Annotated in this window: 26 protein-coding genes and 2 tRNA genes; 22 read left to right on the forward strand and 6 right to left on the reverse strand. The window is 70.0% G+C overall.

The genetic code is table 11. The features are described 5' to 3' along the window. Positions 1-124: 124 nt before the first annotated feature. The 5 genes from IE069_RS07355 to IE069_RS07375 all read left to right on the forward strand — a co-directional run bounded on the left by IE069_RS07355 (position 125) and on the right by IE069_RS07375 (position 2,087). Positions 125-361 carry a helix-turn-helix domain-containing protein gene (locus IE069_RS07355; RefSeq protein WP_229791007.1) on the forward strand — a complete coding sequence of 79 codons (237 nt, stop codon included), beginning with the start codon at positions 125-127 and terminating at the stop codon, positions 359-361. A 76-nt stretch (positions 362-437) separates the two neighbouring features. After that, positions 438-510 (forward strand) — tRNA-Ala (locus tag IE069_RS07360). Between the two features lie 83 nt (positions 511-593). After that, positions 594-980: a VOC family protein gene (locus tag IE069_RS07365; protein ID WP_189349473.1), complete on the forward strand. Its 387-nt coding sequence runs from the start codon at positions 594-596 to the stop codon at positions 978-980. A gap of 78 nt (positions 981-1,058) precedes the next feature. After that, positions 1,059-1,598 carry a macro domain-containing protein gene (locus IE069_RS07370; RefSeq protein WP_189349474.1) on the forward strand — a complete coding sequence of 180 codons (540 nt, stop codon included), beginning with the start codon at positions 1,059-1,061 and terminating at the stop codon, positions 1,596-1,598. A 144-nt stretch (positions 1,599-1,742) separates the two neighbouring features. Next, positions 1,743-2,087 carry a hypothetical protein gene (locus tag IE069_RS07375; RefSeq protein ID WP_189349475.1) on the forward strand — a complete coding sequence of 115 codons (345 nt, stop codon included), beginning with the start codon at positions 1,743-1,745 and terminating at the stop codon, positions 2,085-2,087. Positions 2,088-2,106: 19 nt separating this feature from the next. Here IE069_RS07375 and IE069_RS07380 read toward each other — a convergent pair whose 3' ends face one another. Beyond that, positions 2,107-2,331 (reverse strand): hypothetical protein, encoded by a 225-nt coding sequence (locus IE069_RS07380; protein WP_189349476.1) that lies wholly within the window; start codon positions 2,329-2,331, stop codon positions 2,107-2,109. A gap of 73 nt (positions 2,332-2,404) precedes the next feature. Between IE069_RS07380 and IE069_RS07385 the strand changes: the two genes are divergently transcribed. The 6 genes from IE069_RS07385 to IE069_RS07410 are packed head-to-tail and all read left to right on the forward strand — an operon-like array spanning position 2,405 to position 7,596. Continuing rightward, positions 2,405-3,487: a hypothetical protein gene (locus IE069_RS07385; protein ID WP_189349477.1), complete on the forward strand. Its 1,083-nt coding sequence runs from the start codon at positions 2,405-2,407 to the stop codon at positions 3,485-3,487. After that, positions 3,487-4,488 carry a hypothetical protein gene (locus IE069_RS07390; protein WP_189349478.1) on the forward strand — a complete coding sequence of 334 codons (1,002 nt, stop codon included), beginning with the start codon at positions 3,487-3,489 and terminating at the stop codon, positions 4,486-4,488. Before IE069_RS07385 ends, IE069_RS07390 begins: the two co-directional genes overlap by 1 nt. Beyond that, a complete protein-coding gene (locus IE069_RS07395) occupies positions 4,481-5,836 on the forward strand; it encodes a hypothetical protein (protein ID WP_189349479.1) in 1,356 nt (451 codons plus the stop codon). Before IE069_RS07390 ends, IE069_RS07395 begins: the two co-directional genes overlap by 8 nt. 48 nt (positions 5,837-5,884) lie before the next feature. Then, complete coding sequence (locus tag IE069_RS07400; protein ID WP_189349552.1) at positions 5,885-6,856, forward strand: arsenic resistance protein; 972 nt, start codon at positions 5,885-5,887, stop codon at positions 6,854-6,856. Between the two features lie 24 nt (positions 6,857-6,880). Continuing rightward, complete coding sequence (locus tag IE069_RS07405; protein ID WP_189349480.1) at positions 6,881-7,258, forward strand: DMT family transporter; 378 nt, start codon at positions 6,881-6,883, stop codon at positions 7,256-7,258. Positions 7,259-7,272: 14 nt separating this feature from the next. Continuing rightward, positions 7,273-7,596, forward strand: coding sequence for a DMT family transporter (locus tag IE069_RS07410; protein WP_189349553.1), 324 nt, complete (start codon positions 7,273-7,275; stop codon positions 7,594-7,596). 59 nt (positions 7,597-7,655) lie between these two features. Here IE069_RS07410 and aztA read toward each other — a convergent pair whose 3' ends face one another. Continuing rightward, on the reverse strand, positions 7,656-8,291 hold the full coding sequence (gene aztA / locus IE069_RS07415) for a zinc ABC transporter ATP-binding protein AztA (protein ID WP_189349481.1): 636 nt from the start codon (positions 8,289-8,291) through the stop codon (positions 7,656-7,658). A 37-nt stretch (positions 8,292-8,328) separates the two neighbouring features. On the opposite strand from aztA, the gene aztB reads away from it, so the two are divergent. Genes aztB through IE069_RS07440 form a run of 4 tightly spaced genes read left to right on the forward strand, consistent with a single transcriptional unit; the run spans position 8,329 to position 13,129 of the window. Continuing rightward, the gene (aztB, locus tag IE069_RS15605) at positions 8,329-10,479 is read left to right on the forward strand and encodes a zinc ABC transporter permease AztB (RefSeq protein ID WP_229791008.1); all 2,151 of its coding nucleotides are present in this window, start codon (positions 8,329-8,331) and stop codon (positions 10,477-10,479) included. Next, entirely contained in the window at positions 10,476-11,435 is a 960-nt protein-coding gene (gene aztC, locus IE069_RS07430; RefSeq protein ID WP_189349482.1) for a zinc ABC transporter substrate-binding protein AztC, read from the forward strand. Before aztB ends, aztC begins: the two co-directional genes overlap by 4 nt. Before the next feature lie 31 nt (positions 11,436-11,466). Then, the gene (gene aztD / locus IE069_RS07435) at positions 11,467-12,639 is read left to right on the forward strand and encodes a zinc metallochaperone AztD (protein WP_189349483.1); all 1,173 of its coding nucleotides are present in this window, start codon (positions 11,467-11,469) and stop codon (positions 12,637-12,639) included. A gap of 19 nt (positions 12,640-12,658) precedes the next feature. Further along, positions 12,659-13,129 (forward strand): NUDIX hydrolase, encoded by a 471-nt coding sequence (locus IE069_RS07440; RefSeq protein ID WP_189349484.1) that lies wholly within the window; start codon positions 12,659-12,661, stop codon positions 13,127-13,129. Here IE069_RS07440 and IE069_RS07445 read toward each other — a convergent pair. Beyond that, the gene (locus tag IE069_RS07445; protein WP_189349485.1) at positions 13,126-13,743 is read right to left on the reverse strand and encodes a DNA-3-methyladenine glycosylase I; all 618 of its coding nucleotides are present in this window, start codon (positions 13,741-13,743) and stop codon (positions 13,126-13,128) included. The genes IE069_RS07440 and IE069_RS07445 overlap by 4 nt on opposite strands. 145 nt (positions 13,744-13,888) lie before the next feature. After that, positions 13,889-14,851, reverse strand: coding sequence for a GlxA family transcriptional regulator (locus tag IE069_RS07450; protein WP_189349486.1), 963 nt, complete (start codon positions 14,849-14,851; stop codon positions 13,889-13,891). Positions 14,852-14,921: 70 nt separating this feature from the next. Here IE069_RS07450 and IE069_RS07455 point away from each other — a divergent pair, with 70 nt between their 5' ends. Further along, positions 14,922-15,524, forward strand: coding sequence for a cysteine hydrolase family protein (locus IE069_RS07455; RefSeq protein ID WP_189349487.1), 603 nt, complete (start codon positions 14,922-14,924; stop codon positions 15,522-15,524). A 185-nt stretch (positions 15,525-15,709) separates the two neighbouring features. Continuing rightward, positions 15,710-16,927, forward strand: coding sequence for an MFS transporter (locus IE069_RS07460; RefSeq protein ID WP_189349488.1), 1,218 nt, complete (start codon positions 15,710-15,712; stop codon positions 16,925-16,927). Here IE069_RS07460 and IE069_RS07465 read toward each other — a convergent pair. Further along, a complete protein-coding gene (locus IE069_RS07465) occupies positions 16,924-17,349 on the reverse strand; it encodes a VOC family protein (RefSeq protein WP_189349489.1) in 426 nt (141 codons plus the stop codon). The two genes, IE069_RS07460 and IE069_RS07465, sit on opposite strands and share 4 nt — an antisense overlap. 131 nt (positions 17,350-17,480) lie before the next feature. Here IE069_RS07465 and IE069_RS07470 point away from each other — a divergent pair, with 131 nt between their 5' ends. After that, positions 17,481-18,083: a dihydrofolate reductase family protein gene (locus tag IE069_RS07470; RefSeq protein WP_189349490.1), complete on the forward strand. Its 603-nt coding sequence runs from the start codon at positions 17,481-17,483 to the stop codon at positions 18,081-18,083. A gap of 33 nt (positions 18,084-18,116) precedes the next feature. On the opposite strand, the gene IE069_RS07475 is transcribed toward IE069_RS07470, so the two are convergent. Further along, positions 18,117-19,358: an AI-2E family transporter gene (locus IE069_RS07475; protein WP_229791009.1), complete on the reverse strand. Its 1,242-nt coding sequence runs from the start codon at positions 19,356-19,358 to the stop codon at positions 18,117-18,119. A gap of 116 nt (positions 19,359-19,474) precedes the next feature. Between IE069_RS07475 and IE069_RS07480 the strand changes: the two genes are divergently transcribed. From IE069_RS07480 to IE069_RS07495, 4 genes are all read left to right on the forward strand, one after another. Further along, a complete protein-coding gene (locus IE069_RS07480; RefSeq protein WP_189349556.1) occupies positions 19,475-20,410 on the forward strand; it encodes a formylglycine-generating enzyme family protein in 936 nt (311 codons plus the stop codon). Positions 20,411-20,487: 77 nt separating this feature from the next. Continuing rightward, positions 20,488-20,563, forward strand: a tRNA-Ala gene (locus tag IE069_RS07485). A 110-nt stretch (positions 20,564-20,673) separates the two neighbouring features. Beyond that, positions 20,674-20,988 carry a 4a-hydroxytetrahydrobiopterin dehydratase gene (locus IE069_RS07490; RefSeq protein WP_189349491.1) on the forward strand — a complete coding sequence of 105 codons (315 nt, stop codon included), beginning with the start codon at positions 20,674-20,676 and terminating at the stop codon, positions 20,986-20,988. Positions 20,989-21,009: 21 nt separating this feature from the next. Continuing rightward, positions 21,010-21,510, forward strand: coding sequence for a metallophosphoesterase family protein (locus IE069_RS07495; protein WP_189349492.1), 501 nt, complete (start codon positions 21,010-21,012; stop codon positions 21,508-21,510). Positions 21,511-21,522 lie beyond the last annotated feature (12 nt).

A 21,522-nucleotide genomic window follows, 5' to 3' on the forward strand; every position in this document is an offset into this window, starting at 1 on the left:
CCACGCTAGATCGTGGGGTCGCGAAGCACCGAATGTGTTGCGTGCGCACGACGACGGGGGCGAGTTGTCCACAATCGGTCAAAAGGGCTGGATGATGCCGTTTGGGGGCGGTAAATTCGTATTCATGAGATTCATGCGGCTTGACGATGTTGCGGACGAACTGGACGTCAAACTCTCCCTGGTGCGGAACCTGGTGAAGACCGGAGAGCTGCCGGCCATCCAGGTGGGCGGCCGCGGGATGTGGCGAGTCGAACGCGAGGACTTCGAGAAGTACATCGACCGCCAGCGCGAGGCCGCGCGCGCCGCGGCGGAGAAGTACCGTTCGGAACACGAGACCGAGGAGAAGCAGGACTCGGCGTAGGCCGTCGCGCCCCCGGATTTGTGGCGAGGGCGGTGGCGGCGCTAATCTAACGTGCATCGGCTCGTTCGCGAGCCACGGGGCTTTAGCTCAGTTGGTAGAGCGTTTCGTTCGCAATGAAAAGGTCAGGGGTTCGATTCCCCTAAGCTCCACAATGTGAAGTTCCGGGACATCGTTCAATCGATGTCCCGGGATTTTTCTGTTTAATCGGCGGCCCGCACGGGAGACTTCAGACATGACCAGCAAGTTCACCGAGCTCGCGATCGACTGCGCCGATCCGGAATCCCTGGCCCGATTCTGGTGCGCGGTCCTCGACTACGAGGTGCAGGACGCCGACGAGGGACTCGTCTCGATCGGCTCGCCGCTGGAGCCCGAGGGCAAGCACCGCCCCGGCCCCGTGCCGCCCACGCTGACGTTCGCGCGGGTCCCGGAAGGCAAGGCCGTCAAGAACCGGCTCCACCTCGACGTGAACCCGACCGACCGGGAGCAGGCCGAGGAGGTCCGCCGCCTGCTCGAGCTGGGGGCCCGGCGGGCCGACGTCGGACAGGACGAGGCCAGCTGGGTCGTCCTGACCGATCCGGAGGGCAACGAGTTCTGCGTCCTGGCGAGCCGCTGCCCCTGACCGCCATGGGTTCCCGGACGGACGCCTGAGCGCTACCATCCGGAGTCAGAGGTTGCCGGCGCGGAGGAGGCGAACCGGGTGGGTGCGGAACACGACGCGGCGGGCGTGCGGATCGAGCTGACGCGCGGCGACATCGCCGCGCAGCCGGATATCGACGCCGTCGTCAACGCCGCCAACGCCCAGTTGCTGCCGGGCGGCGGCGTGGCCGGGGCACTCCACCGGGCGGCCGGCCCTGAACTGGCAGCAGCGTGCCGTCCGCACGCGCCCATCCGCCCCGGCGAGTGCGTCATCACGGAGGGGTTCGCGTTGCCCAGTCAGTACGTCATCCACTGCCTCGGGCCCGTGTACGGGATCGACGAACCTGCGGCCGGGCTGCTCGCGGACTGCTACCGCAATGCGCTGCTGCTCGCCGACCGCCAGGGGCTGGCGTCGATCGCGTTCCCGGCGGTCTCCGCCGGGTCCTTCGGGTATCCGGCACGGGAGGCGGCCGACGTCGCGCTCGCCACGGTGATCACGACGGCGCCGCGGCTGGCCAGCGTTCGCCGCGTGCGGTTCGTGCTGTTCGGCGAGGAGTCGCTACTGGTGCACGAGCAGGCGCTGGCCGCCGCGACCGGGTGAGCGTTTCGAGGTTGTCCACAGATCCGGCGGATCGTTCCTCGCCGCCGGATGGCGATTGGTACCGTACAGGGGTCGGTATTCGTCAATACCCTTGACGAGAAGCAGTCCGGCCGCGAGCGGCCGCAGGTGGAGGGGAGCAGGGGCGTGGCTTCGTACGATGTCGACTTCGGGCAGTGCAAGACGATCTTCGGTGCCGCCGAGGCCGATGTGGAGACCGCGGAGACGTCCCGCCACAACATCGTCGGCGACCTTGAATCCCTGATGTCCTCGGCTCAGAGGGGGGTGCTGCGGAACGCGCTGGGTGAGCTGAAGGACGAGGCCCTGCTGCCGCAGATGGACGGCGCACGGATCCGGCTCGCGACGGCCGCTTCAGCCGGCTTCGAGATGCTGCAGATCATGAGCGAATCCGACGAGCTGATGCGGGGAGAATCCGACCGCGGGCTGGCCCGGGCCGTCGTCGACGCCCACCTCCCCGGGACCGGCCGGTAGCGGGCGGGCAGAACATGGTCTACATCGATGCCGGCGCGCAGCTGACGACGTGGGAGTCGCCGTCGGCGATCAGCACCGCGGCCGGCTCCCTGAAGGTGAACGGAGCGGCGTTCCACCGGCAGTTCGAATCGTCGGCGGCAACGTGGCAGGGGCTGAGCTCCGCGTATCGGGGGCCGGAGAAGGAGCGGCTCGTCGGGGCCGCGTCGCTGGCGGAGTCGCAGGCGCGGTTCGTTGCGGACGCCACGGGACTGGCGGAGCGGACCCTGAACGATCTGGCGTCCAGGTTGCAGGGATTGATCGCCCGGCGGGAGGCGCTCGTGGCCGACACCTCGGCCTTCAACCGCCGCAACTCCGAGACAGCCGCGCACGAGCTCGACGGGTATGAGGCCAACCAGTACCGGGTCTTGGACGACGACCTGCTCCGGCTGCAGCGCGAGTACGAGGAAACGATTGAAGAGTGCGCGCGGACACTGCGCGGCGTCCGAGCCGGTCACGTGCACGAAGGCGAGTTCTACGATCACGACCTCGTGGACCTCCGGAAGGCGTCGTTCGATGCCGGGGCGGCGGTCCTGCCCGGCATCGAGCTCCCATCGACCGCCACGGTGACCACCATGACGCACGCGGTCTGGAAGTTCGCCGACGGGCTGACGTGGGATTCGCCGCCTTCTGCCGTGACCCGGACGATCGAGAAAGGGGCCGCACTCTACGGCGTTCCGCTCTCCTCCGGCCTGGCCGGGATTTCCAATGCGCTCTTGCGGCGTTCACACTCCGGTGAGCCGTTCAGGGACCGCTTCCTGCGGGAATTCAAGTCGCGGCTCATCTCCTCGACGCCGCTGGTGGGTGACGCGGCGGCCTGGAAGGAGAGCAGGAAACACGCCCTGCCGGTTCCCGGGGTGACGGGATCGACGACCACGACGAGTGGCGCTGCCGGCGAAATGTTGAAGACCGTCTCGACTGACATCGTCGACCGGGTCAGTGGCGTCAACGCGCGTCCCCTCCTGGTGCGCACTGGTGCTGCCCTCGGGACGGCGGGCACGGCCCTGACCGTGGGGTTCGAATTCAACGACCAGTACAAGCAGAACAAGCAGCAGGTGGCGCAGGAACACCCGGAGATGACGGCGGACGAGGTCAGCACCGAGGCCGCGCACGACGCAGGGGCGAATACCCTGGGTCGAACCGCCGCCAGTATCGTGGCTGCAGCCGGTGCCGGCGCCCTCGCCGGAAGTGTCATCCCCGGGCCGGGGACCCTGATCGGTTTTGCCGGCGGAATCCTCGGTGGAATCGCTGCGGAGGTCGATTTCCTCCCGGATGTCGACGGTGACGGTCAGAAGGACAGCATCGCCGACGCTACGGGGCAGTTCTTTGAGGACAGGTGGGACGACATGAGAGGAGCAGATTAGTGGGAGTGTTTGTTCCCCTTCAAGTGTTCGCCCTGTTGGTGGCACTGCCATGGGCTCTGGCTTGGTTCGGAAGGAGCGCCGCCTGGGTTGAAGGGCGCAAACGCGGCTGGCCCCCACTCTTCTTCTTCGCCGGTTGGTGCATGGCCGAAGGTGCAGCGCTGCATTATCTCGTGACGCCGTATGGCAGCAACGAGGAGCCCTTGCTGAACTGGCCGCTGCTCGACGATTTCACGACGATTCTAGGTTTTGGTGGGACTTTACTCGGTCTTGTGGGGTGGCTCGTGTGGTGGCCGCGGTTCTTGCTGCCCGGGTGGGTGCAGGAGCGGCTGAAGGCGGGGGATCCCGTCCGGACGGCGCGTCCGCTGGCGGAGGTGCAGCACTTGATGACGAAGCCGCAGAACCTGGAGCCGGACTTCACGCCCACCATCGAACAGCTCTCCTTGCCGACGACGATCCGCGTGAAGACAGCGCGCTGGTGGTTCGGCGGGCTCTTCTGCTGCCTGGGGGCCCTCATGATGCTCAGCGTCTTGTTCGGGATTCCGGCGGATGCCTATTCGGAGCCGTCGGGGTCGCTGGGCGTGCTGCGTCTACTGTCTATCGTCGGGTTGCCGTTGACTCTGTGGCTGGCTGTCTACTACCTGCGGGGCGCCGTGCGTCCGGACCACATCACACTGTCCAGTACAGGGGTTCGGGCCACCAGCTGGGGGCTCGTCTGGGACGAGATCGAGGAAGTCGAGGTAAAGGGCGACCCCACCTCTCATAAGGGACAGGTGATCGTGCGGCCGGAGCTTGTCGCCTTCTCGAGGGAGCGGGAGAACAACAAGTGGCTCTCGGGCAGGCCTTTGAGGCTGGGCGGGCTGGCGAGCGACCAGCCGTACCTCCGCTTCCAGCCGGGCACCGATATTATGCCGGGCACCCTCGCCGAGATCATTCGCCAGCTTCGAGACTGGCGCCGGGTGGAAAGCGACCACCAGCAGGACGACGGTTTCACCCATGACTGACCGCAGGCAGCAGGAGTGGGCGACGGTGCGGCTCGGGCCGGCCGTCGTCGACGCGCCCTCCGACTGGATCGTCGAGCGGGACGGAAGCGACGGCGTCGTCGTGCTGCGCATGCCCCTCGACGAGACGGACCTCGGCGAACTGGCGACTACCCCAGGGTTCGTGCACCCCAACCTCGTCCTGCGGTACCTCGAATCGCCTCCGGCCGCGGGCGGCGTGGCCAAGACGGCCGCCGACGAGCTGGTCGGCGCCCTGACGGGTTCCAAAGGATCGACCGTCCTGACGGTCGCGGCCACACCGATCAACGGGTACCCGAGCCGCACCCAGGTGATCGCGGGGATCCACCAGCGCAGTCCGTACCAGGTGGACCGCTGGTTCATCGGCGTCGGCGATGCGGTCGTCGAGATCTCGCTGACGCTGCCCGCGATGATCCTGCCGGACATGGTCGCCCTCGGCGGGGAGGTCGCCTGCTCGATCCGCCTCCACCCCGACGCCGAAGCGCCGCCCGAACCCGCTCACCCGGCGATCCCCGAGTCGCTGCGCGATGCCGTCCTCGAAGAACACGTGCGCGGGCTCGACACGGAACAGGACCTCGCGCCCGTCGAGTCCATCGCGAGTCTTCTGGACGGCGCCGATCGCGCATCGCTGCCCGGCAGCAGTGCTCGTATCATCCTGGAGGCCGCCGACTACCTGCTTCACGCCGACGAAGCCGGGCTGAGCGCCCGGTTCGGCTCCCCGGTCCGGCCCGAGATCCTGGAACTGCAGGAACTCGGCATCCTCACCGGGACCGCGCTCACGGGCAAGGGGCGCCAAATCGTCTCCGGGGTCGCCGGCCGCGGCCAGCTCAGCCTCGAAGGAGTCTCGGCCGGCCGTACGACGGCGGGCGACGTCTGGTTCGACGGCGACCAGGCCACGCTGCTGCTCGGCCCCACGCTGGCCGACCTCCGGGACGGGGCGACAGGGCACATCTACGTGCTGCGCGAGCTCGCCCTGTCCGTGCCGACCATCCTCGCCGCGTGGACGCGGAACGACGCCGCCTGGTTCGTCGATCACAGCGTCCGGCTCAGCAGCGCGAACCTGGACGAACGTCTCGACGGCCACCAGCCGGGCGGCGGCCCCGAGGACCTCGCCGCCTTCGACCGCGAGCTCGTCGGCGACGGCCTCACCCGGTGGACGTGCGCAGCAGGCGGTGAGGAGGCGCCCCTCATCTGGTTCGGCGGCACGGGCCGCGGGCCGCTGGTGCCCACCGAGGACACCGGCGACGCCGTCCGCCTCACGACGGTCTCCGCGCTGCAGATCCACGACGAAATCTCCCGCCTCGCAGCGGTCGCCGCCGCGCAAGGCGGATAGACTCGCCGCGTGAATCCAGCCCGCAGCGCCGCGCGCCTCGTCGACGGGATGGAGCGCCACCAGGCCGGGCTCTACCTGGCCGCGATCGCGCTCGGTGCCGCCGCCGGCCTCGGACTGCCGCGGCTCGCGGGCCCGGCCACCGAGCTGATCAACCCGGTGCTCGGGCTGCTGCTGTACGCGACGTTCCTCTCCATCCCCGTCGCCCACCTGGCGCGCGCCGTCCGCGACTGGCGCTTCCTGCTCACGCTCCTCGCCCTCAACTTCGTCCTCGTCCCGCCCGTGGTCTTCGCCCTCTCGCGCCTCGTCGCCGACGACGACGCCCTCACTCTCGGCCTGCTCTTCGTCCTGCTCACCCCGTGCGTCGACTACGTCATCGTCTTCACCGGGCTCGCCGGCGGTGCCAAGGAGCGCCTGCTCGCCGCCGCGCCCATCCTCCTGCTGGCCCAGCTGCTCGCCCTGCCCGGCCTGCTGTGGCTCATGGCGGGGCACGACGTCGTCGCGCACCTTGACCTCGCGCCCTTCGCCGACGCTCTGGTGTACCTCATCCTGCTCCCGCTGGCCGCCGCCGTCGCCACGCAGAGGCTCGCCGAGCGCGGCGGCACCCGGATCCGGCCGGCGGCGCGGGGCCTCGGCGCGGCGGTGCTGGGCGCGATGGTCCCGCTGATGATGCTCACGCTCGCCGTGGTCGTGGCGTCGCAGGTCCACGCGGTGAGCCTCGAGCTGGGCCGGCTGGCGCGCCTCGTCCCGGTCTACGCGGCGTTCGGGGCGGTCATGCTCGGCGCCGGTTGGCTCTTCGGCCGTGCGCCCGCCTGGTTCGGCCGGCCCGGATTCGACATCGCCGCGCGCCGCGCGATCGTCTTCTCCGGCGCGACCCGCAACTCGCTCGTCGTCCTGCCGCTGGTCCTCGCGCTGCCGGCCGCGTTCGATCTGGCACCGCTCGCCGTCGTGACCCAGACCCTCGTCGAGCTGATCCTGATGGTGGTCCTCGTCCGGATCGTCCCGCGCTTGATCCCCGCGTGACACGAGGGCCCTAAACTGGGCGACGTGAAGAAGTGGATTCTGCTGGCCATCGCGGTCGTCGCCGAGGTGACCGCGACGCTCTGCCTCAAGGGTGCCCTCGAGCAGCCGTGGCTGTACACGGTCGTGGCCGCCGGCTACATCGCCGCGTTCGGCCTGCTCGGCCGCGTGCTGCGCGCCGGCATGCCCCTGGGTGTCGCCTACGGGCTGTGGAGCGCCGCCGGCGTGGTGCTGACGGCGCTCGCCTCCGCCGTCGTCTTCTCCGAACCCATCACGCCGCTGATGGCGTGCGGGTTCGTCCTCGTGATCGGCGGGGTCCTCCTCGTCGAGATCGGCCACCAGCGGGCCGTGCCCCGCGTCCGTGCGCGCCGGCACGACGACGGCGCCTCGCAGGCGGCGTCGTGACCGGCCCGACGGTGCTGGCCTGGGTGTTCCTCGCGGCCGCTGTGGTCCTCGAAGTCGGCGGAACCATGAGTCTGCGCGCGGCAACCCATGCCAGCCGCTGGTGGTACCTGGGCGTCGGCCTCTGCTACGCGGGGGCCTTCGTCCTGCTCACCCTCGCGCTCGCGAATTCGATGCCACTCGGCGTCGCCTACGGGGTGTGGGCCGCGTCGGGTGTGGCCCTGACCGCGGTGCTGAGCCGGCTGATCTTCAAGGAGCCCCTGACCCTGATGATGACGGTCGGGATCGTCATGATCTGCGGGGGAGTCCTGCTCATCGAACAGGGCGCCGTGCACGCGTAGCCGCTTCCCGTGCGCGGGAGTCGCTCACGTTTCGAGCAATGATTCCTCCCGCGCATCGGTCAAAACGTCGTTGACGCGCCGACGCGCCGCCCCGCCTCGAGCCTGACCACCCGGTCGGCGGCCGCAATCGAGGCCTCGTCGTGGCTCACGCACGCGACGGCGCGCCCCGCCGCGGCCTGGTCGGCCAGGATCTGCCGCGTCCGCTCCCGGCTCGCCGCGTCCAGGTTGGCCGCCGGTTCGTCGAGCAGCAGCACGCGCGCGTCCTGCACGATGCCCTGCGCCAGCATCGCCCGCTGGCGCTGCCCGCCGGAGAGGCCGGCCAGCGGGCGGCGTTCGAACCCCGCGAGGTCGACGGCGGCGATGGCTTCGGCGATGGCGGCCCGCGCGTCGCGGCGCCTGCTCCGCCCCCACGTTCCCATCGCGACGACGTCGTGCACCGTCACCGGAAGCGATTCCGGTGCCGCGGGGCGCTGCAGGACCAGGGCGACGGGGGTGTCCGCGTCGACCCGGCCGGCGCGCGGGGTGCGGACGCCGGCGAGGATCTCGATCAGGGTCGACTTGCCGGAGCCGTTGGGCCCGGCGATCGCGGTGACCGTTCCGGGTGGCAGCTCGAGGCCGACGTCGTGCAGGACGTCGTGGCCGTCGTAGGCGAAGCAGAGGCCGCGGGCGGAGAGGGACGGGGGTGTTGTGACCATCCCTCCACGATACGTTATTGAGAATGAATCTCATTTAATGCTAGCGTGGCGACTCGTGTTCACCTGGCTCAGCGATCCCTTCTCCTCGTCCTTCATGGCCAACGCCCTGCTCGGCGGGTCCCTCGTCGCCACGATCTGCGGCATCGTCGGAACGTGGGTGGTCGTGCGGGGCATGGCCTTCCTCGGCGAGGCGATCGGGCACGGCATGCTCCCCGGCGTCGCGCTGGCGACCGTCCTCGGGCTGCCGGCCATGCTCGGCGGAGCGCTCAGCGCGGCCGCGATGAGCGCCACCATCGGTCTGCTCCAACGCCGCGGGCGGCTCTCCTACGACACGAGCATCGGCCTCCTGTTCGTCGGCATGCTCTCGCTCGGCATCATCATCGTCTCCCACTCGCGCAGTTTCGCGACCGACGCCACCGTCATGCTCTTCGGCGACATCCTCGCCATCCGGGGGCCGGACATCGCGGTCCTCGCGGCCGCCCTCGCCGTCACGGCGGCGATCGCCTTCCTCTTCCACCGCTCTTTCGTCGCGGCGGCGTTCGACGTCCGCGTGGCCGCCACCCTGGGCCTGCGCCCCCGGCTGGCCCAGGTCATGCTGGTCGCCCTGGTGACGCTGGCCGTGGTCGCGTCCTACCAGGCGGTCGGGTCGCTGCTCGTCGTCGGACTCCTGCTCGCGCCGGCCGTCGCCGCCGGCCGCTGGACGCGGAGGATCGGGACCACGATGGCCGCCGCCGCCGCGTTCGGCGTCGCCTCCGTCGCCGGCGGGCTCCTGGTCTCCTGGTACTTCGCCACGGCCGCCGGTTCGTCGATCGCCTGCACGGCGATCCTCCTCGCCGCACTCTCCGCGGCGGCCCGCTCCGTTTTCGACCGGTGGACCGACCGGTGGGCGACGCACGGCGGACAGCCGGAAGCCGCCACGGGGCGCACCACGGGCCGCGCCAAGGCCCGGGCGGGTGCGCTGGTCGCGTCCGCGGCCGCCGTCGTGGTGGTCGCCACCGGGTGCGCTCCGGGCGCCGCCGACGGCGGGGACGCGACCGCGGACGCCCCGAGCGCCGAAGCGGACCACGGGAAGATCGAGGGGGCCGAGGAGCTCTCGGAACCGCCACTTCATCTGGTCTCCATCGACGACGCCGGACGGGTCGGCCTCCTGGATCTGCTCACGGAGGAGACGGCCGACCTGGGCGCCGTCGGCGCCCCGAGGGCCACCCACAGCGACGGCCGGTACGTCTTCGCAACCACCGACGACGGCGTCGAGATCATCGACAGCGGCGCCTGGACGTGGGACCACGCCGACCACTTCCACTACTACCGCCAGCCGGCCCGGGTCGTCGGCCTCGTCGAAGGCGGCGGCGAGGCCGCGGTGTCGACGCCGATGCTGCCCACGGCGGGTTCGACCGGGGTGTACTTCCCCGGATCGGCCGAAGCCGTCCTCCTGGACAACCACGCGCTCGCCCAGGGGCGCGTCGAGGAGAAGTTCCGGATCGAGACCACCGCGCACCGGGGGCTCGTCGCCCCCGTGGGCGACGGCGCGGTCCTCGTGCCCGCCGACGGGTCCGGCACGGCCGCCGGGCTCCAGTACTACGACGGCGACGGCGCGCCAGTCGACGGCGCCACGGCGGAGTGCCGCGCGGCCCGGGGGACGATCACCACGCGTGTCGGCGTCGCGATCGGCTGCGACGACGGCGCCGTCGTCGTCACCGCTGGGGAGGGGGCAGTGCCCGAATTCGCCTTCGTGCCCTACCCGGACGGTACCGACGTGCCACCGGCCACGAATTTCGAGGCCCGCAAAGGCCGGCCCAGCGTCGCCGCTCTCGCCGGCGACCCCGGAGACGCCCGGGACATCTGGGTCCTCGACACCAGGGAGAAGTCGTGGAATCTCGTACCGGCCGGACGCGAACTGGTCGCCGTGGCAGCCGTCGACGACGCCGACGGCCACCTGGTCGCGCTCGATACCGAGGGCCGCGTCCGGGTCTACCTGGCGGAGACAGGCGAGGAGATCGGGGCCACCGAACCACTCGTGGGTGATCCGGGCGCCGGCACGGGCCTCGTGGTCGACGCCCAGCGCGCCTACGTGAACGACCCCGCCACGGGGACCGTGCACGAAGTCGCCTATGCCGGCGAAGTCCGCCTGGCCCGCAGCCTCGAGACCCCCACCCGCCCCGACTACTTCGCGGAGACCGGACGATGACCAACCAGCAACGGCTCGGACGCCGGATCGACGCCGTCCGACGCGTGATACTCGCGGTGGTGGCGGTGGCGCTGGCCGTCCTCGCCCTCGTCGGCTGCGCCCCGGGCGGGGGTGGAGACGGCGGGCGCCCGCAGATCGTTGTCACCACGAACATCCTGGGCGACGTCGTGCAGAACGTCATCGGCGACCAGGCCGATGTCACCGTCCTGATGAAACGGAACGCCGACCCCCACTCCTTCGAGGTCTCGGCGAAGGAGGCCGCCGACATGCAGGAGGCGGACCTGCTCGTCTCGAACGGTCTGGGCCTGGAGGAGAGTCTCGGCCAGCACTTCGAGCGGGCCGGATCCGCCGGGGTCGAACACTTCGTCGCCGCCGAGGCGATCGAGCCGCTGGACTACGAGTCCGGCGAGGCGGCCGGCGTCCCCGACCCGCACTTCTGGACCGATCCGGAGACCATGATCGACGTGGTCTCCGCACTGGAGGAGTCCTTGGCGCAGCTGCCGGGGGTCGACGCCGGGCAGGTGTCGGCCGCAGCCGAGACCTACCGCGACGACCTCGTCGACCTCGACGCCACGATGCGTGCGCAGTTCGCCACGATTCCGCCGCAGCGCCGCGCGCTGGTCACCAACCACCACGTGTTCGGGTACCTGGCCGAGGCCTACGACTTCCGCCTGATCGGGGCCGTCATCCCGGGTGGCAGCACGCTCGCCTCGCCCAGCGCGGCCGATCTCGAGGAGCTCAGCGGCGCGATCGAGGAGGCCGGCGTCCCGGCGATCTTCGCGGAGTCGTCGCAGCCCGACCGCCTCGTCACCGTGCTCGCGGACGAGGCCGGCATCGAGGTCGCCGTCGTCGAGCTCATCACCGAGTCCCTGACCGAGGCCGGCGCCGGCGGCGGAACCTACTTGGAGATGATGCGCACCAACACAACCCGTATTACCGAGGGCCTCACGGCCTGAGGACCACCGAACACCACAGAAAGAGGAAGCAATGAAGAGAACCATCACACGCGGTGCCGCTTCGGCGGCCGTTGTGGCCGTCGCGCTGACGGCCTCCGGATGCGCCGGCGCCACCGGGGCGGACAGCTCCGACTCCCCGTCCGCCACCGGGCGCCTCGCCGTCGCCTACGAGGGCGGCATCGCCGTGCTCGACCCCGCGACCCTGGAGGTCGTCGACCAGTTCGACTCGGAGGAGTTCACCCGCCTGAACTCGGCCGGCGACGGCAGGAACGTCATGGTCACCATGTCGGAGGGCTTCCAGGTGCTCGACACCTCGACCCCCGAGCTCACCGACCTGGTCTTCGACGCGGTCACGCCCGGGCACGTCGTGCCCCACGGCTCCACGACCGCCCTGTACGACGACGGCACCGGCGACACCACGATCTACGACACCGAGGCGTTGGACTCCACCAGCGGCGAGCTCCCGGAAACCCGGGGCGTTCCCGCCGAAGCCGCCCACCACGGAGTGTCGGTCCAGCTCACCGACGGGACCCTGCTGACCACCATCGGGGACGAGGAGTCCCGCAGCGGTGCCCGCGCTCTCGACCCGGAGGGAGAGGAGCTCGCCCGCAGCGAGGACTGCCCCAGCATCCACGGTGAAGGCACGGCTGCCGACGAGGTCGTCGTCTTCGGGTGCGAGGACGGTGCGCTGCTCTACCACGACGGCGCATTCGAGAAGCTCGATGCGGACGAGGAGTACGGCCGCATGGGCAACGCCTACGTCTCCGCGACGAGCCCCATCGTGGTCGGCGACTACAAGGACGACCCCGACGCCGAGGGCTACCTGCTGGATCAGGTGGTCCTCATCGACACGGCCGGGCACACCTACGAGAAGGTCGAGCTTCCCGACGGCATCGAGTACACGTACCGCGATGTCATCCGCGGACCGGGAGAGAACGCCTACATCCTCTCGACGGACGGGGCCATCCACGTCCTCGACCCCGACACGGGCGAGATCACGGACGCCATCGACGTGATCGACCCGTGGGAGGGCCCGGGCGAGTGGCAGGAACCGCACCCGACACTGGTCGGCACGGGGGACACCGCCTATGTGACCGAGCCGGCGAAGAACACAGTGCACGCGGTCGACCTGACCACGGGGGAGGTCACTGCGTCGGTCGAGCTGGAGGCCGCGCCGAACGAGATCGCGGTCGCCTCCGAGTAGCAGCCGATAGGGTGGGGTCGTGCCTGTACCGGACTTCATCCTGCGATTGCGCGAGCGGATCGGGACCGATCCGCTCTGGCTCCCCGGCGTGACGGCCGTCGTGCTGCGCGGCGCCCCGGCCGAGGTCCTGCTGGTGCGCCGCTCGGACAACGGCCAGTGGACGCCCGTGACCGGGATCGTCGACCCGGGCGAGCATCCGGCGCACACGGCGGTCCGCGAGGCGGCCGAGGAGACCGGCGTCGAGATCGAGGTCGAGGAGCTCGTCTGGGTGGGCGTCACGGATCCGGTGGTGCACGTCAACGGCGACCAGGCCCAGTACCTGGACCACACGTTCCGCTGCCGGTACGTCTCCGGCCAGCCGTACCCGGCCGACGACGAATCGACCGACGCCGGCTGGTTCCGCCTCGACGACCTGCCGCCCATGCGGGAGATCTTCCGCGAGCGGATCCGGACCGCCGCCGAGCGGACCGGCAGCACCCGACTCGACTAATCCGGCCAGACGCCGCTGCTGCCGCGGCGGTGGCTGCCGACGACGTGGGTGTCGACGATCCCGATCGCCTCCATGAGCGCGAACATCGTCGTCGGCCCCACGAACGCGAAGCCCTTCTTCTTGAGGGCCTTGGCCAGCGCCTTGGACTCCTCGGAGGTCGAGGGGACCTCCGCCGCACTGGCAGGCCGCGGGGTCTGCTCCGGCCGGAACGACCACACGAGACCCGCCAGGTCCTCCGGCCCCTCCCGGAGCTCGAGCGTTGCCTGGGCGTTCCGGATCGCCGCGTGGATCTTCGCGCGGTTCCGGATGATCGACGCATCGCCGAGCAGGCGCTCGACGTCGGCGTCGCCGAACGCGGCCACGCGCTCCGGGTCGAAGCCCGCGAACGCCGTCCGGAAGGCCGGCCGCTTGCGCAGGATCGTGGCCCAGGAGAGGCCCGACTGGAACGCCTCGAGGCTCAGCCGCTCGTAGACGCCCTGCTCGTCGCGCACGGGCAGGCCCCACTCGGTGTCGTAGTACTCGCGCAGCAGGTCGTCGTGCGCCGCCCAGGCCGGGCGGGCGAGCCCGTCCGTCCCGACGACGAGCCCGTTGCCGCCGCTGTCTTGCTCCGCCATGTGATCCCCTCGCCGTGTGCTGGTTGACGTCCGGGTCCATCATCGCAAGCCCCGGGAGCCGTGGCCGGGCGCCCGCCCCGCCTGTGGACGGGCGCGTCGGTTTCCGGTCCTTGTGGATGGCTGGAGACGCGACGGCCTGCGGCGGCTAGCGGGGACCGACACGCGGGGCATGCCGCATGCTGGCCCGGTATGCGCTCGGCGAGAGCCTGAAATGCGAGGAGAAATGCTGGCGGAAGTGGTCCGCAGTGCTGTAGCCGACCTGGTGGGATACCGCTTCGATGGTCAGCGATGTCGTCTCCAGCAGAGAGCGCGCCTCCTGGAGCCGCAGCGCCGTCACCCATCTGACGGGTGTCAGGCCCATGACGTCCTTGAACCGCCGGTGAAAGGTTCGCGGAGACATGTTGCATGCTCTGGCGAGGTCGCCGACCGTCCATGCGCGTGCCGGGTCTTCTTGAATGAAGTCTGCGAGACCGGCGAAGGGGTGTACCGGTACGGGGCGACTGCGCGGAGCAAATTGCGCCTGGCTCCCTTGGCGTCGAGGTGGCGTGACCATGGAACGGGCGATCACCTGGGCCGTCGAGGAACCGGCGATTGCTTCAATGGCTGCCAGCAGGACGTCGACGCCGGCCGTCACCCCCGCGGAAGTCCACACGTTCCCGTCGCGGACGTAGAGGGCATTGGTGACGGGCGTGATGCCCGGGGCGCTGAACACGAGCTGGTCCATGAACCGCCAGTGGGTCGTTGCACGCCGAGAACCGAGGAGGCCGGCCTCGGCCAGCACGAACGCGCCGGTGCACAGGCCGATGATTGCTGCCTCAGGGGCCTTCGCCTGTCTCCGCAGCCACTCGAGTTCAGCTGGAGCAATCTTCCCGAGCCGTTGTTCGGAACCGGGGACAACCACGATGTCCGCCTTGTGGTCGTCCAGATCGATCGAGCGGGGAACGACGACGCCCTCGGCGGTTCTCACCTCGTCCGTGGCGGCGAAGACGCCCAGATCGAAGGCGACGGCCGTCATTTCAGGGCGGTTGCCGAACACCTCCTGTGCGACGGCGAAGTCGTAGATCCTCATGCCGTCGTAGGCCAGAATCACCGTGGAAATGGTCTGCATGGCAGGATCCTACTGGACCATGGCATATATGCCAGTGTTGGCGGTCCGTGCGGCCGGATGAAATGGAAGCATGACTCGAGAACCTGATCTGACTGATGCCGCCCTGATCCTCGTCGACGTGCAGGAGGGCTTTCGCGACCCGTGGTGGGGGCGGTCCCACGAGCTCGAGACCGCCTACGCCAAGATCGCCCGGCTGGGGCGGGAGTGGAACGCCCGCGGGCTGCCCGTGGTCAAGGTCCGCCACGACAGCCAGAACCCCGAATCGCCGTTGTATGCGGGCAGTTCCGGGAACCGGTTCGTGACCGGTGTCGCCTCGTTGCGTGAGGACGTGATCGTGACCAAGACGGTGAACTCCGCCTTTCTCGGCACGCCGGATCTGGCCGAATGGCTGCGGGCCAGGGGGATCTCGACGATCGTCGTCGCAGGCGTCCAGACGAACGCCTGCGTCGAGACGACGGCTCGAATGGGAGGGAACCTGGGCTTCTCGGTCGTCGTCCCCTTGGACGCGACCGCGACCTTCGATCTGGAAGGCCCGGCTCTGGCTGGGAACCCGCCAATCCGGCTTTCTGCAGAAGACCTCATGCGCGCGACTGCGGTCAGCCTCCACGGCGGTGGTTTTGCGCACGTGACGGAGGTGTCGACCATTCTGTCGGCTTTGGAGGAGAAGTCGTAGCCAATGGGGACGGGCCCTGCGTGGGGCGGGCGCGCCGGTTTCCGGCGCTTGTGGATGAGGAGTCCCGCGAGAGCTTCGTCATGCTTCGCCCCGCGCGGGCGACGCGGTGGGCGGGATGGGAGACAATGGGTGCGACGCCGTCGTCGCACACCCCTCTGCCGCACCTACTTCCCCTGGAAGGCCAGATGACCACCACCGCTCCGACGGCTCCCGCCGCCTCCACGCTCCTCGAAGGCCGCCCGCTCCTGCTCGCGGTCATCGCCCTCGCCATGGGCGGGTTCGGCATCGGCACCACCGAGTTCACGATCATGGGTCTGCTCCAGGAGGGCGCCGTCGACCTCGGCGTGCGCAACCAGGACATGGGCCTGATGATCTCCGCCTACGCGCTTGGCGTGGTGGTGGGCGCGCCCGTGCTGACCGCACTCGGCGCCCGCGTGCCGAAGCGGACGATGGTCCTCTGGCTCATGGTGGTCTTCACGCTGGCCAACGCCTCCTCGTTCTTCGCGCCCACCTACGAGGTCATGGTCTTCACGCGCTTCCTCTCCGGGCTGCCGCACGGCGCCTACTTCGGGCTGGCCGCGATCCTCGCCTCGACGCTGGTTCCGCCGACGAAGCGCGGGCGGGCGATCGCGTGGATCATGCTCGGCCTCGCGGTCGCGAACGTCATCGGCGTGCCGCTGTTCACGTGGCTCGGCCAGCAGCTCGGCTGGCGGTCGATGTTCCTGGCCGTCGCCCTGATCGGCGTGCTGACCTGGATCTCGATCCGCACGTTCGTCCCGTTCAGTCCTGCGCACGCCGACGCGAGCATCCGCCGGGAACTGACCGCGCTGAAGAGCGGCGGCGTCTGGCTGGCGATCTGCACCGGCATTGTCGGCTTCGGCGGCTTCTTCGCCGTCTACTCCTACATCAGCCCGATCCTGACCGACGTGACGGGGCTGCCGATCGAGGTCGTCCCGCTGGTGCTGGGCCTCTACGGCCTGGGCATGGTGGTCGGCAACCTCGTCGGCGGCCGGCTCGCCGACTGGTCCGTGTTCGGCAGCCTCTACATCTCGATGACGTCCCTGACGATCGTCATGGTCGTCTTCGGCCTGGTCTCGCCGATCCCGTGGCTGGCGCTGATCTTCGTGTTCATCATGGGAGGTGTGGGCTCGCTCCTCGCGCCGGGCCTGCAGTCCCTGCTCATGGATTCGGCGCCGAAGGCCCAGTCGCTCGCGGCGTCGCTGAACCACTCGGCCCTGAACATCGCGAACGCACTGGGCGCGGCCCTCGGCGCAGCGGTCATCAACGCCGGGCTCGGCTACCAGGCGCCGGCCTACGTGGGGGCGATGCTCGCCGTCGGCGGCCTCGTCCTGGCCCTCGTCTCCGGCTTTGTGCACCGCCGGAAGACCGCCCGCGCGGCCTAGCTCGCGGTGGCGGTGATGTTGAACATCCAGTTGACGCCGAACCGGTCGGTGAGCTGACCGAACCTGTCGCCCCACGGTGCGGTCTCGAGCGGGATGCTGACGGTCGACTCGCCGGCGAGCTTCTCCCACCAGTCCTCGAGCTCGGACGCGTCCGACTCCGAGTCGCCGCTGCTGCTCAGCGAGATGGTGCCGTAGCCGTTGCCTTCCATGCCGTCGGGCAGGTCGGAGGCCATGAGGTGGATGCCACGGTCGAGGAACAGGGATCCGTGCATGATGTTGCCTCCCGCGTCCCCGGCGCCCTCGCCCATGCCCTCGGCGTAGGTCATCATGCCGAGTTCACCGCCGAACACCGAGTGGTAGAACTCGAGGGCGTCCTTGGCCTGGCCGTTGAACTGCAGGTACGGGGTGAGTCCGATGGTCATCGTGGTGCCTTTCGCAGCAGGGAGCGGGCGCCGATCCGGACACCCTGACGCTATTCTTGCCTGCCGGAGCGCATTGCGGAACCCCGTGCCGGAGACTCTTGACAGGCTCCGGCTGTGGCGCGAGGGTCGGGATGACGGAGCCGACTCCGCTCGGCCGTCACACGAAGGGGGACGCGATGCCGAAGATCATCGTCTCGATGTGGACCACGCTCGACGGATTCGTCGCCGGCCCGGAGGACGAACTGGACTGGCTGCGGATCGACGACCGGGCCATGGACTACGAGCAGGCCCTGGTCGACGACGCCGACGCGCTGCTGCTCGGCCGCGTCACCCATGGCGATTTCGCCGGCTACTGGCCCGCGGCGGCGCGGAATCCGGAGGAGTCCGACGCGGTGCGCGCCTTCGGCCGGCGCCTCGACGAGTTGCCGAAGTACGTCGTTTCCGCAACGAGCGAGACGGCCACGTGGGAGGGGACCCACGTGTTCGACCGGATCGACCCGGCCGCGATCGCGGCGATCGAGGGGACGGTCGTGGTGTACGGCAGCCTCAGCATCGTCCGCGCTCTCACGGGGCTCGGCCTGGTCGACGAGTTCCACCTGCTGCTCCACCCCGTCTACCTGCGGGAGGGACAGCCGCTCTTCGGCGGGCTCGAGTCCCGTGTCGAGCTCGAGCCGTCGAGCCTCGAGTCCTTCGGTTCCGGCGTCACGCTCATGAAGGCGCGGCCGGCGCGGTAGCCGGCGGTCGGCTTCCTGCCCGGCGGGAGCCGGTCAGCTCGCCTTGGGCGGGGCGTCGGCGGTGTCGGGAGAGGGCGTCTCTGCGGTCGACGACGGCGGTCCGCCCGCGTCGTCGTTCTGCGGCCCGTCCCCGGTCCCGCCGGGGCCGCTCACCGGTGCCAGCATCTCCGCCGGGACCTCGCCCTCCGGGTTGGAGGAGACGAGTGCGTTGATCCAGCGGGCCGTGGGGTCCGCGTCGATCAGGAACGACTTGAGCAGCAGGGTGGCCGGCAGCGCCAGCAGCGCGCCCAGCCAGCCGAGCACCCAGTACCAGAACATGAGGGAGAGGAACGAGACCATCGGCGTCACGCCGACGGACTGGCCGGTGAACTTCGGCTGGATGATGGACTGGACGGAGAAGTTCAGAACCGAGTAGGTGACGACGACGGCGATCGCCGCCCCGCCGCCCGAGTCCAGCAGGGCCAGCAGCGCGGGTGGCACGAGGCCGATGATGAACCCGATGTTCGGGATGTAGTTGGTCAGGTAGGCGAGCACGCCCCACACCCAGATCAGCGGGACGTCGATGATCGCGAGCGCGAACACGTCGAGTGCCGCCACGATCAGCCCGAACACGGTGGTCACGATCCAGTACCGGCGCACGCCGTGCGCGAAGTTCATCAACGCGTGGTGCGTGGAGGGGCGGGCGCGCCGGACCATGTCGAGGCGGCGGCCGAACCCGGCCGAGTCCATCGCCAGGAAGAACACCGCCATCACCACCGTGACGAGGACGGCGAGCACACCCGTGACGTTGGTGACCAGCGGAGTGAGCAGGCTGACGATGCTTCCGGCGCCGATGGCCCGGAACTCCTCGAGGACCATCGTCTGGCTGATGCCCAGCTGGGACAGGCCCGCGCTGATCTCGACCCAGAGCTCGTTGAATTCGCGGTTGTACTGCGGCAGCTCGCGTAGCAGCTCGCCCACGGCCCAGCCGGTGGATCCGAAGAACACGCCGATCAGGACCAGCACGACGACGAGGGTCGCCGCCGCGGCGAGGTAGCGCTGGACGCCGCGCGCCACCATGAGCTTCTGCAGCGGGTAGGCGACGATCATGAGGTTCAGCCCGAGGAAGACCGGGGCGACGATGTCGCGCGCGCCCTGGACGAAGTACATGAGCAGCGCGATGCCCGTGATGGTCACGGCGATGAGCGCGATGCGCGGCCACATCATGCGGGCTGCTGCGCTCTGGCCGGTCTTCCCGGCGGCCCGGTCGCGCCCGGGCGCGGTATCCCCAATCATGCGTGCAAGTCTAGTGATCGTTGCTGGCAGATTGATGTGGGGGATCGCCCTGAAATCTTCCCCGGGGTCGCCCTGGCGCGCGGGGCCGCCGCCCTAGACTGGAGGGCATGGACCACATGCCTGCCGCCTGCTGTTCGCCTGCCCGCGACGTCCCCCCGGCCGAGCGCGCCGAGCCGCTCGCGGCGGCCGCGGCGCCCGCGGTGGAGCACGACGACGTGGCGCTCGCCGGCGGCCGGTTCGAGATGGGGGACGCCTTCGACGAGGGCTACCCCTCCGACGGCGAGACGCCCGTGCACCCCGTCGAGCTCGGCGGCTTCCGGATCGACGCGACCGCGGTGACGAATGCGATGTTCGCCCGGTTCGTCGAGGAGACCGGGTACCGGAGCGACGCCGAGCGCTACGGTTCCTCAGCGGTCTTCCACCTGCTCTCGACGGCGGGGCGGGGCGAGGTGATCGGCGCGGCCGCCGGCGCCCCGTGGTGGCTCAACGTCGCCGGCGCCGACTGGGCGCACCCGACGGGGCCGTCGTCGTCCTGGCGCGACGTGCCGGAGCATCCGGCGGTGCACGTCTCCCACGACGACGCCCTGGCCTACTGCCGGTGGGCGGGCCGGCGCCTGCCGACCGAGGCGGAGTGGGAGTTCGCCGCGCGCGGCGGGCTCGAGGGGCGCCGGTTCGCCTGGGGCGACGAGCTGACCCCGGACGGCGAGCACCGGTGCAACATCTGGCAGGGCGAGTTCCCGCGGACGAACACCGGCGACGACGGGTTCGTCGGCACCGCGCCGGTCCGTTCGTTCCCCGCCAACGGGTACGGGCTGTACGAGGTGGCCGGGAACGTGTGGGAGTGGTGCGCCGACTGGTTCCTGCCCAAGTACTACCGGAAGGCGCCCGTGCAGGAACCGAAGGGGCCGACGATCGGGGCCGGCCGGGTGATGCGCGGCGGCTCGTTCCTGTGCCACGACTCGTACTGCCACCGCTACCGGGTGGCGGCCCGCTCGTCGAACACGCCGGAGTCCTCGTCGAGCAACTGCGGCTTCCGGACGGTTGCCCTGTAGGAGCCGATTTTGTCCGTGCTTCGGCGGTCCTGTATAGTTTCTATCCGGTTCACCGCTCCGGTGGGAACCTCCCTTCTGGGGGTATGGCGCAGTTGGTAGCGCGTCTGCATGGCATGCAGAAGGTCAGGGGTTCGAATCCCCTTACCTCCACCAGAGATGATGAAAGGCCCGGACCTCGGTCCGGGCCTTTTCTCGTGCCGGAGCCGACCGGTCCATGCCGCGAGGGGTAGCCCGCGGGGCCCGGCAGGGGCCATCATGGCAGCATGACTGACCCGAAACAGAAGCTGTCCCCGTCAGAGATCGCCGAAGCCGGCCTCGCCGGCTGGCGGCTGGCCGACGAGACCCTGACCGCGCACTTCCAGACCCAGGACTTCGCCACCGGGCTGGACCTGGTGAACCGCATCGGCGGCTCCGCCGAGGAGGCCAACCACCACCCGGACATCACGCTCACCTACCCCGAGGTCGGCGTCACGCTCTCCAGCCACGACGTCGGCGGGATCACCAGCCGCGACGTCGACCTGGCGCGGATCATCAGCGGTCACGCCGAGGACCTGGGTGTGGAGGCCGCTACCGAGTAGGAAATCAGGAGGATGGTCCGCATGACGACGAAACTCCTGCTGCTCGCCGACACGCACGTCCCGGCGCGTGCCAAACGACTCGGCGACGAGGTCCTGCGCGCCGTGGACACCGCCGACGTCGTGGTGCACGCGGGGGACTGGGTCGATACCGCCACGCTGGATCTGCTCGAGTCCCGCTCGCGCCGGTTCCACGGCGTCTACGGCAACAACGACGGCCCGGAGCTGCGGGCGCGGTTGCCCGAGGTCGCGCGCTTCACCATCGAGGACCTCGACCTGGCGGTCGTCCACGAGTCTGGTCCGGCGGCAAAGCGCGAAGAGCGGATGGACGAGGCGTATCCCGGTGCCGACGTGCTGGTTTTCGGCCACTCCCACATCCCCTGGGATACTGTGACGCCCCGCGGTATGAGGCTCCTCAACCCGGGCTCGCCCACGGACCGGCGCCGGCAGCCCGTCTGCACCATCATGTGGGCAACGGTCGGCGGCGGCCGGATGGACGTGGAGCTGGTCCCGGTCGAGCGCTGATTCGCGCAGGGG

Source organism: Zhihengliuella salsuginis, assembly GCF_014651715.1.
Lineage (GTDB): Bacteria > Actinomycetota > Actinomycetes > Actinomycetales > Micrococcaceae > Zhihengliuella > Zhihengliuella salsuginis.

Coding starts and splice junctions, on each gene's coding strand:
- IE069_RS07455 (WP_189349487.1), top strand. CDS start 14,922: ATGACTCGAGAACCTGATCTGACTGATGCCGCCCTGATCCTCGTCGAC.
- IE069_RS07365 (WP_189349473.1), top strand. CDS start 594: ATGACCAGCAAGTTCACCGAGCTCGCGATCGACTGCGCCGATCCGGAA.
- IE069_RS07490 (WP_189349491.1), top strand. CDS start 20,674: ATGACTGACCCGAAACAGAAGCTGTCCCCGTCAGAGATCGCCGAAGCC.
- IE069_RS07450 (WP_189349486.1), bottom strand. CDS start 14,851: ATGCAGACCATTTCCACGGTGATTCTGGCCTACGACGGCATGAGGATC.
- IE069_RS07445 (WP_189349485.1), bottom strand. CDS start 13,743: ATGGCGGAGCAAGACAGCGGCGGCAACGGGCTCGTCGTCGGGACGGAC.
- aztB (WP_229791008.1), top strand. CDS start 8,329: ATGCTAGCGTGGCGACTCGTGTTCACCTGGCTCAGCGATCCCTTCTCC.
- aztC (WP_189349482.1), top strand. CDS start 10,476: ATGACCAACCAGCAACGGCTCGGACGCCGGATCGACGCCGTCCGACGC.
- IE069_RS07400 (WP_189349552.1), top strand. CDS start 5,885: ATGGAGCGCCACCAGGCCGGGCTCTACCTGGCCGCGATCGCGCTCGGT.
- aztA (WP_189349481.1), bottom strand. CDS start 8,291: ATGGTCACAACACCCCCGTCCCTCTCCGCCCGCGGCCTCTGCTTCGCC.
- IE069_RS07495 (WP_189349492.1), top strand. CDS start 21,010: ATGACGACGAAACTCCTGCTGCTCGCCGACACGCACGTCCCGGCGCGT.
- aztD (WP_189349483.1), top strand. CDS start 11,467: ATGAAGAGAACCATCACACGCGGTGCCGCTTCGGCGGCCGTTGTGGCC.
- IE069_RS07470 (WP_189349490.1), top strand. CDS start 17,481: ATGACGGAGCCGACTCCGCTCGGCCGTCACACGAAGGGGGACGCGATG.
- IE069_RS07460 (WP_189349488.1), top strand. CDS start 15,710: ATGACCACCACCGCTCCGACGGCTCCCGCCGCCTCCACGCTCCTCGAA.
- IE069_RS07465 (WP_189349489.1), bottom strand. CDS start 17,349: ATGACCATCGGACTCACCCCGTACCTGCAGTTCAACGGCCAGGCCAAG.
- IE069_RS07395 (WP_189349479.1), top strand. CDS start 4,481: ATGACTGACCGCAGGCAGCAGGAGTGGGCGACGGTGCGGCTCGGGCCG.
- IE069_RS07480 (WP_189349556.1), top strand. CDS start 19,475: ATGCCTGCCGCCTGCTGTTCGCCTGCCCGCGACGTCCCCCCGGCCGAG.
- IE069_RS07355 (WP_229791007.1), top strand. CDS start 125: ATGAGATTCATGCGGCTTGACGATGTTGCGGACGAACTGGACGTCAAA.
- IE069_RS07475 (WP_229791009.1), bottom strand. CDS start 19,358: ATGATTGGGGATACCGCGCCCGGGCGCGACCGGGCCGCCGGGAAGACC.